This window comes from Microbacterium hydrocarbonoxydans, from assembly GCF_011752045.1.
Lineage (GTDB): Bacteria > Actinomycetota > Actinomycetes > Actinomycetales > Microbacteriaceae > Microbacterium.
The window spans coordinates 1,599,181-1,610,575 of record NZ_JAAKXW010000001.1 but is presented as its reverse complement, the minus strand read 5'-3'; the positions used below and the strand labels follow the sequence as shown (position 1 = coordinate 1,610,575).

At 71.4% G+C, this 11,395-nt stretch carries 6 protein-coding genes; 3 read left to right on the top strand and 3 right to left on the bottom strand.

Going from position 1 to position 11,395, the window contains the following annotated elements; genetic code table 11:
- Positions 1-63 precede the first annotated feature (63 nt).
- A complete protein-coding gene (locus G6G98_RS07500; RefSeq protein ID WP_067349116.1) occupies positions 64-687 on the top strand; it encodes a TetR/AcrR family transcriptional regulator in 624 nt (207 codons plus the stop codon).
- A gap of 379 nt (positions 688-1,066) precedes the next feature.
- Positions 1,067-2,629, top strand: coding sequence for an HNH endonuclease signature motif containing protein (locus G6G98_RS07495; RefSeq protein WP_164232834.1), 1,563 nt, complete (start codon positions 1,067-1,069; stop codon positions 2,627-2,629).
- A gap of 381 nt (positions 2,630-3,010) precedes the next feature.
- Here the strand turns inward: G6G98_RS07495 and G6G98_RS07490 are convergent, their stop codons facing one another.
- Positions 3,011-3,988 (bottom strand): o-succinylbenzoate synthase, encoded by a 978-nt coding sequence (locus tag G6G98_RS07490; protein ID WP_164232836.1) that lies wholly within the window; start codon positions 3,986-3,988, stop codon positions 3,011-3,013.
- 188 nt (positions 3,989-4,176) lie between these two features.
- On the opposite strand from G6G98_RS07490, the gene metH reads away from it, so the two are divergent.
- Entirely contained in the window at positions 4,177-7,803 is a 3,627-nt protein-coding gene (metH, locus tag G6G98_RS07485) for a methionine synthase (protein ID WP_164232838.1), read from the top strand.
- A gap of 71 nt (positions 7,804-7,874) precedes the next feature.
- Here the strand turns inward: metH and G6G98_RS07480 are convergent, their stop codons facing one another.
- Both G6G98_RS07480 and G6G98_RS07475 read right to left on the bottom strand, forming a co-directional pair.
- On the bottom strand, positions 7,875-10,745 hold the full coding sequence (locus G6G98_RS07480; protein ID WP_164232840.1) for an ATP-binding cassette domain-containing protein: 2,871 nt from the start codon (positions 10,743-10,745) through the stop codon (positions 7,875-7,877).
- Positions 10,742-11,290, bottom strand: coding sequence for a hypothetical protein (locus tag G6G98_RS07475; RefSeq protein WP_243842035.1), 549 nt, complete (start codon positions 11,288-11,290; stop codon positions 10,742-10,744). Before G6G98_RS07475 ends, G6G98_RS07480 begins: the two co-directional genes overlap by 4 nt.
- Positions 11,291-11,395 lie beyond the last annotated feature (105 nt).

Here is an 11,395-nt window from a genome sequence, read left to right as displayed (position 1 = left end):
AAAGGGATCCGGGCGCGAAAGTCTGTGTGCCGGGTGTGAGAATGAAGGGGGCAGGAGGATTCGATGACGACACCCGCAACGCGCAGCCGCGAGAACACGCGCGCCCGGCTGCTCGACGCCGCCGCGCAGGTGTTCGCGGAGGTCGGCCTGGACGGCGCCTCCGTGGAGGCCGTCTGCGAGCGCGCCGGTTTCACGCGGGGCGCGTTCTATTCGAACTTCGACTCCAAGGACGAGCTCTTCCTCATGCTCGCCGGCAGCGTGGCCGAGCAGCGGGTCAGTGCGGTTCGCGCCCGGGTCGAGGAGATGGCCGCCGACGGTGCACTGGCCGAAGGGTGCGATCCCGTCGAGCTCGTTCAGCAGGTGATGGATTCCGGCGGAGACGACCGGCTCGGTGTGATGCTGATGAGCGAGATCCGCATCCGCGCGCTGCGGGATCTCGCCTTCGGAGAGGCGTACCTCGCGCAGGAGCGGGAGATGGTCGCCAGCATCGCCGGCATCATCACGGACATCAGCGCCCAGGGCCTGCTGGAACTGCGGGTGCCCGCCGAGGCCGCGGCGCGGATGCTCATGATCGTCTGGGAGGGCATGACCGTGCGCGGTGCGATGGCCGGGAAGGACGCAGGGCAGCTGCGCCACTCCGGCAGCGAGGAGCTCGGCCGGCTGGTGGAGCTGCTCATCGCGAAGTAGCGCTCGCGGGGTTTCTCGTGGGTCGGCCCGGCGGGTTTCTCGTCGGGTCTTCTTGCGGTTTCCTGTGGGGCGCTGCGCGATGGATGCCGTGGGGAAGACATGCCCTCGCTCGCCTTCGGCGTGCTCCCGCCAGACCCGGTGCCAGCTTCCCCACGGCATCCATCGCTCCGCTCGGCACCCGAACACACCACCGCGCGGTCGTAGAGTCGGTCGTTGAGCGAGCGGAGCGAGTCGAAACGCCCTGCCGGAGGGGTTCGCCTCGCGGTCGTTGAGCGAGCGGAGCGAGTCGAAACGCCCCTTCCGAAACACGGTCGAAAAGGTCATTCGACCTGGGGGAAACTGGCCCCTCAATGTCGGTGGCCCTCGGCAGAATTGAGGTATGAACAGCCCCGCAGACACCATCGCTCAGGTCGCTTCCGGCCTGCGTGAGCTGCTGTCTGGCGACACGCTGGCGGGGCTGTCGGATGCCGACCGGGCGGCCGTCCTGGTGGGTCTCGGTGAGGTGTCCCGTCTGGCGGATGCCGGCATTGTGGAGGCGGTGGCGACGGCGGATGTGGAGTTCGGTCACCGGTTCGGATGCCGCGGGATGAACGAACTTCTCCGCCGCGCCACCCTGGTCGATGCGCCGACGGCGGGGAGGATCATCCGTGCCGCGGACGCGGTCGCTCGGGATGTGAGCCTGGTGTCGGGGGAGCGGATGCCGTCCCGCTGGCCCGCCATGCGGGAAGCACTCCTAGACGGCGCCGTCGGGGTGACCGGTCTGCTCGCTGCGGTGGGGCCGGTGGAGCGGGCGCGGGACCGGATCGCGCTCGAGGAGCGACTGTGGGCGGACGCCAATCTCGCGGCGTTCGCGCGGGGCGAGGAACTCCCCGACGCGGACGCGGATGCGGATGCGGATGTGGACGCCGACGGCGCGGAGGCTGACTCGGCCGGGGCAAGCGTAAGCGCCGATGTCGAAGACGATGCAGATGCAGATGCAGATGCAGATGCAGATGCAGATGGTGACGCGCCCGGCCCGGGTCCGCGGGCGTCGGCCGAGGACTTGAAGATGTTCGCGAGTGCTCTTGCGGTGGGGTTGGATCCTGATGGCGCGGAGCCGTCGGACTTGGAGGCGCAGTCGCGCCGGTGCTTCACCGTCGGGCGACTCCGGAACGGCGTGCATCCGGTGCGGGGAAACCTGACCCCGGAGGTCGCCGCGGCGTGGCAGCTGATCACTGACGCGTACAACAACCCGAAGGTCGGGGGTGCTCCGGCACCGGGGGTGCGGTTCGAGCCCGCCCCGGATGATGACGGCGAGATCGAGGGGGAGGATCGGTTCAATATCGATCCGCGGAACCTGATCGATTCCCGCACGCCCGGGCAGAAGCGCCACGACGCCCTGGCCGCGGCGCTGGGCATCGCCGCCCGCCACGAGGAGATGCCGTCGCTGGGTGGTGCGGCGCCGACGCTGGTGGTGCATGTGGATGCGAAGGATCTCGCCACCGGGACGGGGTGGGCCAGCATCCCGGGCGCCGAAACTCCGGTGCCGTTGTCAGTGGCCGCGCACACTGCCTGTACGGGTGCGGTTCAGCGGGTGTTGTTCGACGAGGGCCGGATCATCGGGATCACGACTACCGATCGGGTGTTCACGGTGCATCAGCGGCGGGCGATCGTCGCTCGCGACCGGGAGTGCCTGATTCCGGGCTGTCATGTCCCGGCGTCGTGGTGTGAGATCCATCACGTGACCGAGCACGCGAAGGGCGGCCCGACGCATACCGATAACGGGGTGCCGTTGTGCTGGTGGCATCACCGGTCGCTGGATCATTCCGGGTGGGAGATCCGGATGAACGGTGGTGTCCCGCAGATCCGGGGACCGGAGTGGTGGGATCGGGAACAGCGATGGCGCACCCCACGGCACTCACTCCCGGTGAAACTTCCCCGGGGGATGGTGCTGCGTACCTGAACAGCATCCGCACTATCCGCGCGTACGTGTCGTGCTCCGGAAGGGGCGTCTCGACTCGCTCCGCTCGCTCAACGACCGGGGCGAGACAGGGCGTTTCGACTCGCTTCGCTCGCTCAACGACCGGGTGGGTGCTCGTTCCACGACCGGCGGCAACGACCGGGGTACCGAGCGGAGCGATGGATGTCGTGGGGAAGCTGGCACCGGGTCTGGCGGGAGCACGCCGAAGGCGAGCGAGGGCATGTCTTCCCCACGGCATCCATCGCGCAGCGACCCACAAGCAACCCCCGCAGTGACCCACCACCAACCCACGTAGCGACCCCACAAGAAACCACAGGACACCGCGCGCTCACCGCCGCACGAGGAGACACTTCCCCCGTGGAGTCAGCGCGCGGCGAGCACCTCGTGGCACCGTGCGAGTCGCGCCATCCACCAGTCCCGACGTTCGTCCGATGCGGCGAGGCGGTCGATTGTGGCGGCACCCGGCGTCACCCGACCCGCGGGAATCGACCCGTCCACCGGCCGCCGGTCGGCGACGTCGTCGAGGAACAGCGATGCCGTCCCCAGCCCGCAGTCGTACTCGAGCGAGGGCAGTGCGGCTGCGAGCGCCGCGCCCTGCGAGAGTCCGACGGCCGTGTCGAGGGCGCTGGACACGACGGCCGGCAGCCCTGCGGCGGTCACGATCTGCAGGGCGTGGGTGACTCCGCCGAGCGGCTGGGCCTTGATCACGATCAGATCTGCGGCACCGGCGCGCGCCACTGCGAGCGGGTCAGAGGACTTGCGGATGCTCTCGTCCGCCGCCACCGGGATGCCCATGTACTTCACGCGCCTGCGGAGCTCGGCCAGCTCCGGGACGGTCGCGCACGGCTGCTCGACGTACTCGAGGTCGTACTCGGCCAGGGCGTGCACGGCGTGCTCGGCCTCGTCGACGTTCCATGCTCCGTTCGCATCGACGCGGATCCGGCCCTCCGGCCCCATCGCCTCCCGCACCGCCCGCACGCGAGCGACGTCGTCGGCGAGCGTCTGACCGGGCTCGGCGACCTTGACCTTCGCCGTGCGGCATCCGGCGAACCGGGCCAGCACCGCGGCGACCTGCGATGCCGGAACCGCGGGAACCGTCGCGTTCACGCCGATGCGGTCGCGCACGGGCGCCGGCTGCGGGCTCCAGGCGAAGTCGATCGCCGCCGCGAGCCACGTCGCCGCCTCGGCATCCTCGTATTCGATGAAGGGCGAGAACTCCGCCCAGCCCTCTGGCCCCTCGAACAGCAGGGCCTCGCGGACGTCGACGCCCCGGAATCGGGCGGCCATCGGGAGGGCGACGACTCGTGCCGAGTCGACCAGGTCTGCGAGCGGCGGGAGCATGTGCCCATTCTGCTCCGCGAAGAGCGGATGCCGCGGCATCCGCTCAGGCGCTTCGCTCGGCCAGGTGCGCTTCGCTCGGCCGGATCGGGGGATTCTGGCCGGGCGAGGCGTATTCGGCCGAAGTTCGCGCACGTCCGCACGCGCGAAAAGCTCTGAAACACCGCCGATCGCGCCCCTAGGCTGGGAGGATGCCCGCACCCCGCTTCGCCCTCGACGTCGAGGCCTTCGAACGTCCCGCCCGCTCGCAGGCCCTGCTCGACGCCGTGCACTCCCGCGTCGTCATCGCCGACGGGGCCATGGGCACGATGCTGCAGCAGCACGACCTCTCGATCGAGACGGACTTCGAGGGCCACGAGGGCTGCAACGAGATCCTCAACGTCACCCGTCCCGACGTCATCGCCGGCATCCACGACGCCTACTTCGCCACCGGCATCGACGCCGTCGAGACCAACACCTTCGGGGCGAACTGGTCGAACCTCTCCGACTACGGCATCGACGACCGCATCTACGAGCTCGCGGAGGTGGGCGCCCGGATCGCTCGCGAGCGCGCCGAGGCGGCGGAGGCCGCCGACGGGCGGATGCGCTGGGTGCTCGGGTCCATGGGCCCGGGCACGAAGCTCCCCAGCCTCGGGCACACCACCTACGACCACCTCAAGCAGACCTTCGCTCTGCAGGCCGAGGGGCTCATCGACGGCGGCGCCGACGCGTTCCTCATCGAGACCAGCCAGGACCTCCTGCAGACGAAGGCGGCCGTGAACGGATGCCGGCAGGCGATCGTCGCGCGCGGCATCCGCCTGCCGATCCTCGTGGAGGTGACCGTCGAGACCACCGGCACGATGCTGATGGGATCCGAGATCGGCGCCGCCCTCACCGCGCTGGAGCCGCTCGGCGTCGACGCGATCGGCCTCAACTGCGCCACCGGCCCGGCTGAGATGAGCGAGCACCTGCGGCACCTGTCGAAGCACTCGACGGTGCCGATCGCCTGTATGCCGAACGCCGGCCTGCCGGTGCTCGGCCCGAACGGCGCGCACTATCCGCTCACTCCCGCGGAGCTCGCCACCGCCCACGAGCAGTTCGTGCGCGAGTTCGGGCTCGGCCTGGTCGGCGGATGCTGCGGCACGACACCCGAGCATATGGCCGCCGTGGTCGAACGCCTCGAGCCGTACCGCACTCGCGCCCTCGCCGTGCGCACGCCCGAGATCGAGTCCGGGGTCGCCTCGCTGTACCAGCACGTCGCTTTCGACCAGGACGCCTCGTACCTCGCGATCGGCGAGCGCACCAACGCGAACGGCTCCAAGGCGTTCCGTGAGGCGATGCTCGAGGAGCGCTGGGACGACTGCGTCGAGATCGCCCGCAACCAGATCCGCGTCGGCGCGCACCTGCTCGACGTCTGCGTCGACTACGTGGGCCGCGACGGCGTCGCCGACATCCGCGAGGTCGTCTCCCGGTTCGCCTCGCAGTCCACCCTGCCGCTCGTGATCGACTCGACCGAGCCGCCCGTCATCCAGGCGGGTCTCGAGCTCATCGGCGGGCGTCCGGTCGTGAACTCCGTGAACTACGAAGACGGCGACGGCCCGGACAGCCGCTTCGGCCGCATCATGCCGCTCGTCAAGGAGCACGGCACCGCGGTCGTCGCGCTCACGATCGACGAGGACGGGCAGGCGCGCACCACCGAGGGCAAGGTCGCGATCGCCTCGCGTCTCATCGACGAGCTCACCGGCACCTGGGGGATGCGGGTCGAGGACATCATCGTCGACGCGCTCACCTTCCCGATCGCCACCGGTCAGGAGGAGACCCGTCGCGACGGGATCGAGACCATCGAGGCGATCCGGCAGATCACGCAGAAGTACCCCGGCATCCACACCACCCTCGGCGTCTCGAACGTGTCCTTCGGACTCAACCCGGCCGCGCGCATCGTGCTGAACTCGGTCTTCCTGCACGAGGCCTCGGAGGCGGGACTCTCCAGCGGCATCATCGACGCCGCGAAGATCGTGCCGCTGGCGTCCCTGCCCGAGGAGCAGCGCAAGGTCGCCCTCGACCTCGTCTGGGACCGCCGCGAGTACGACGCCGACGGCAACGTCACCTACGATCCGCTGGCCTCGATGCTCGATCTCTTCGCGGGCGTCGACACCGCCGCGCTCCGGGACCAGCGTGCCGCCGAGCTCGCCGCCCTCCCGGTGGGCGAGCGCCTGCAGCGCCGCATCATCGACGGCGAGGGCAAGGGTCTCGAAGAGGATCTCGACCTCGCCCGCGCCGAGGGGATGACGGCGCTCGGCATCATCAACGACCACCTGCTCGAGGGCATGAAGGTCGTCGGTGAGCGCTTCGGGGCCGGTGAGATGCAGCTCCCCTTCGTGCTGCAGTCGGCCGAGGTCATGAAGACCGCCGTGGCCCTGCTCGAGCCGCACATGGAGAAGTCGGATGCCTCCGGCAAGGGCACCATGGTCATCGCCACGGTCCGCGGCGACGTGCACGACATCGGCAAGAACCTCGTCGACATCATCCTCACCAACAACGGCTACAAGGTCATCAACCTGGGCATCAAGCAGCCGATCGCCGACATCATCGCTGCCGCCGAGGAGCACGACGCCGACGTGATCGGCATGTCCGGACTGCTCGTGAAGTCCACGGTCGTGATGAAGGAGAACCTGCTCGAGCTCCAGTCCAGAGGGCTGGCGAAGAGATGGCCGGTGATCCTCGGCGGAGCCGCCCTCACCCGGGCGTACGTCGAGGACGACCTGGCCGGCATGTTCGACGGCGAGGTCCGCTACGCCAAGGACGCCTTCGAAGGCCTCGCCCTCATGGAGCCGCTGGTCCGCGTCGCCCGCGGCGAGGACCCGGCATCCGTCGGCCTTCCTCCGCTCAAGAAGCGCATCCATGCGCGCGGGGCGAAGCTCACGCTCACCGAGCCGGAGGATCTTCCGGCCCGGTCGGATGTGGCATCCGACAACGAGGTGCCCGCGCCGCCGTTCTGGGGCACCCGCATCGTGCGCGGCATCGCGCTCGCCGACTACGCCGCCTACCTCGACGAGCGGGCCACCTTCATGGGGCAGTGGGGCCTCAAGCCCGGCCGAGGCGAGGACGGCGCGTCATACGAGCAGCTCGTGGAGACCGAGGGGCGCCCGCGCCTGCGGTACTGGCTCGACCGCATCCTCGCCGAGGGGATGCTGGACGCCTCGGTCGCCTACGGATACTTCCCGGTCGTCTCCGAGGGCGACGACGTCGTGGTCCTGCACCACGGCGACGACCCCACCGGCATCCTCGGCGCGCCGGGCCTGCTCGCCCCCGACGGCGGCTCCGGCGGCCCGCTCGGCGCCGACCGTCTGCGCTTCACCTTCCCGCGTCAGCGCCGTGACCGGCACCTCGACCTCGCCGACTTCGTCCGCTCGCGGGAGTCCGGCCAGGTCGACGTGCTGCCCGTGCAGCTCGTCACCGCCGGCGCCGCGATCGACAAGGTCACCGCCAAGCTCTTCGCCGAGGACAGGTACCGCGACTACTACGAGCTCAACGGCCTCGTCATGCAGCTCACCGAGGCGCTCGCCGAGTTCTGGCACGCCCGCATCCGCTCCGAGCTCGGGTTCTCCGCGGAGGACCCTGCCGACACCGCCGGGCTCTTCAAGCTCGAGTACCGCGGAGCCCGCTTCTCACTGGGCTACCCGGCGTGCCCGGACATGGAGGACCGCCGCAAAGTGGTCGAGCTGCTGCGCCCCGAGCGCATGGGCGTGGAGCTCAGCGAGGAGCTGCAACTGCACCCCGAGCAGTCCACGGACGCCTTCGTGTTCCACCACCCCGAGGCGAAGTACTTCTCGGTCTGACCGACGCCTGCTGCCCGCGCGTCCGGAGCGCCCACGCCCCACCGGAGCGCCCACGCCCCACCGGGCTGACGTCAGCGACGGGGGGCGTCGGCGGCCAGGTGGGGCGTCGGCGGTTCTGCGAACGCGGTCGCCCGTGCCGACGTCAGCGGCTTCGCGCGACGCAGCGCGGCGAGCACGGGGCGTCCGATCACGATCACGCCGACGACTGTGGTGATCGCGCGCAGCGTGTCCCACCCGGCGGTCGAGGTGACCAGGGAGTACAGCAGGAAGCTGCCGACGTTCTGACTCAGCGGGGCGCCGGGCACATAGGAGATCGCGGTGCCCGTGCCCACCGCGAACGGCCAGAACCAGATGTTCATGAGCAGCCCGAACACGTACGAGGCCACCACGCCGTACACGCAGAGGCTCGCGAGCTCGATGCGACCGCTCAGGCGCCGGGGGAGGAGCCCGGCTCCCGCGCCGACCCACGCGCACGCGAACATCTGGAAGGGCGTCCACGGCCCGTACCCGCCGAACACGGTGGACGACAGCGCGATGGTGGCGACTCCGAGCAGCATCCCGAACCGCGCCCCGAAGGCGCGGCCGGCGAGGATCAGCAGGATGAACACGGCTTCGACCCCGCCCACTCCCGTGCTGGCGATGCGCACGGCGGTGCCGATCGCCGCGAGGACGCTGAGATAGGCGAGGGTGTGCGCCGATCGCACGCTCTCGTCGAGCGCAGCGATGACGACGAGAGCCGCGATGGGCACGAGCGCGAGCGCCGCCCAGGGCGCTGCGGCCTCCGCCTGCCCGGGGAGCGCGGACGCGACCAGCGGCCAGGTGAAGGATGCCAGGGCGACGAGATTCGCGACGACCAGAGCCACGGGGAGCAGGCGCCGGCGCCAGGCGGGTACGGGCACCGCGGTCGTCGAGCGTGCGATGCGAGCGGAGACGCCACCGTGGACGTCAGCCCCGCGGACCTCACCGCGTCTCGTCTCGCTCGCTGCGCTCCCTCGCTCGACGACCGGCGAGGGGGTGCTCTCGGGGAACGGCGCGACCGCCGGCACGATCCCGTCCCGCATCGGCAGCACCCGGGCGCCGAGGGCTGCGGCGAAGTCCGCGTCGTGCGTCGCGAGCAGCACGGCGGCGCCGGCATCCGCCGTCTGCTGCAGCGCCGCGCGCACCTGCTCACGGGCGGCGGCGTCGAGCCCGCGGGTGGGCTCATCGATCAGCAGCGCGCCCGGTGAGCGTGTCAGCTGCAGCGCGATCGCCAGGCAGCGGCGCTCGCCGAGGGACAGATCCAGCGGATGCCGCCCCAGGCGCTCCCCGAGCGCGGCCGCGTCGAGTCCGAGGAAGGCCGCGAAGCGCTCCGCCGCTGGCATGAGCGCCGGTGCCGCGGACCGGCGCGCCACGCGGTCGGCGCGGGCGCACTCCGCGGCGACGGTGTCGCGGGTGAAGAGGTCGTCCGAGCAGTCGGGCACCAGTACCGGCCGCCCTGAGACGGAGGCTCCTTTCGGGGGGAGTGCGAGCGCGAGGAGCAGGGACGACTTGCCGGCCCCGTTCGGCCCGATCAGCGCGGCGATCTCGCCCGCGGCGATGGAGAGCGTCGCGTCGTGCACCGCCACCGTGTCGCCATGCACGATGCGCACAGCGGATGCCGCCAATGCGGGAGCATCCGCGGTGGGCGCCGTGCGCGTGGCCGGCGCCGGCACCGGGACGTCGAGCGCGGCGGGGCTGCCGGGCTGCACGACGAGCTGCCGGGCGTCGGTGTCGATGCGCCACCAGGAGTCGGCGGCGTCGCCGAACGCCGCCCAGCGGTGCTCGGCGACGATGACGCACACGCCGGCCGAGTGCGCGAGGGCGTCGAGCGCGGCGACGACGCGGAGACGCGCGTCGGCGTCGAGGTCGGCGAGCGGCTCGTCGACGAGCAGCAGCACGGGCCGCTCGACGACCGCTGCGGCGATCGCGACGAGAGTCGCCTCGCCCGCTGACAGGGTCGCCACCGAACGGTCGAGCAGCTCCGTGATCCCCAGATGGACAGCGACCTCGCTGACCCGAGCGGAGACGATCAGCGGTGCCACTCCGCGCAGCTGCAGCGCGAGGCCGATCTCGTCGCGCACCCGCTCGGTGCAGAACCCCTCGCGGGGGTTCTGCAGCACGACCCCGACCAGCCGGGAGGCGTCGCGCGGCGGCGTCAGACGCCGATCACGGCCGGCGACGACGACCGCACCCGTGGACCAGCCGCCGTCGACGTGATCGAGGAGTCCCGCGAGGGCGCGGAGGAAAGTCGACTTCCCGGAGCCCGTGGGTCCGGTCACCACGGCGAGCGTCCCGTGCGTGAGGGCGAAGCGGATGACGGTGAGAACGCGGCGCGCACCGAAGCCGAGCACGGCATGGCTGACCGCCACCGGATGCTCGCACTCGCCCTCCACCGGGGCGCCGCCGAACCCGCGCAGCTCCAGGCCGTTCGCGATCGCGGCCGCCCGCTCCAGGGTGCGCTCGAGCACCGGCACCAGCATCCTCGGTCCGGGCCTCTCCCCGCGCAGCCGCTGGGCGGTGCGCACCCGGCGCACCGCCGCGCCGAGAGCCGGCAGGGTCGACCAGGCGACCGCGAGCGCCCGGGCGATCCCCCGCAGCGGACCGCGACGGGCGAGCAGGCCGAACAGGCGGGACACGTCGAACAGCGCGTTCAGCAGGCCGAACAGCAGGATGACGGATGCCACGGGCACGGCCGAGAACACGGCATCCCACAGGCCGTCGGCCGTCACGGGGCCGAGAAGGGTCACCCAGCTGTACGGGGGCGGCAGCGGGATGCGCGGCAGCGGGAGCAGCACGGGGCCGGTGCCGGAGGCGCCGTCGAACAGCACGCGGTAGGCGACGCGGGCGACGACGAAGATCGCCGCCAGCCCCGCCGCCGCGCGCAGCGGGCCGGGTCTCAGGGTGAGCCGGCCCGCTCGTGTCACGAGGTCGGCGCGGGCGCGGCCGGCTCGCCGTTGAGGGTGAACAGCAGCTCGACGCTGTCGCCGGGGTTGAGCTCCAGGCCGGAGAGGCCGGTCTGGGCGTAGTCCCACTCGCCCTCGGCGGGCTTGACCCACAGCGACCAGTACGCGTTCGCCGAGGGCATGTCGGCGCAGGTCTCGTGGTACGCGGCGCCGTCCGCTCCCGGCAGCTCCGTCTCCTCGGAGGGGACGCCGTTCACGCGGCAGACGACGTCGTCGGGGTAGGTGACGGTGCCGACCGTCGTCAGCTCGGCCTCGGCGAGGGCGTCCGGCCCGCTGATCGGCTCGTCGGTCTCCACGCAGGTCTCCAGCGACGGGTCGTCCTCCACCTCGAGGTTCCCCGTGTCGACGATCACGGTCACGCCGGCACAGGAGCCGTCGGAGGCCTCAGAGGTCTCCGGTGCGGGAGAGGAGGTCGGCTCCGCGGCGGGGGAGCAGGCGGCGAGCGACAGCGAGAGCGCGGCCGCGGCGGCGAGAATCAGGGCGAGATTGCGGGTCTTCAGGGTCACCGTTACACATTACGGAATCGGATGCCGGGGCCTCGCCCTGTGTCGTCACATTCCGCTCGCCGAGACCCCGTGCTCTCGCCGACACCCCGTGCTGCCGTCGTCTGC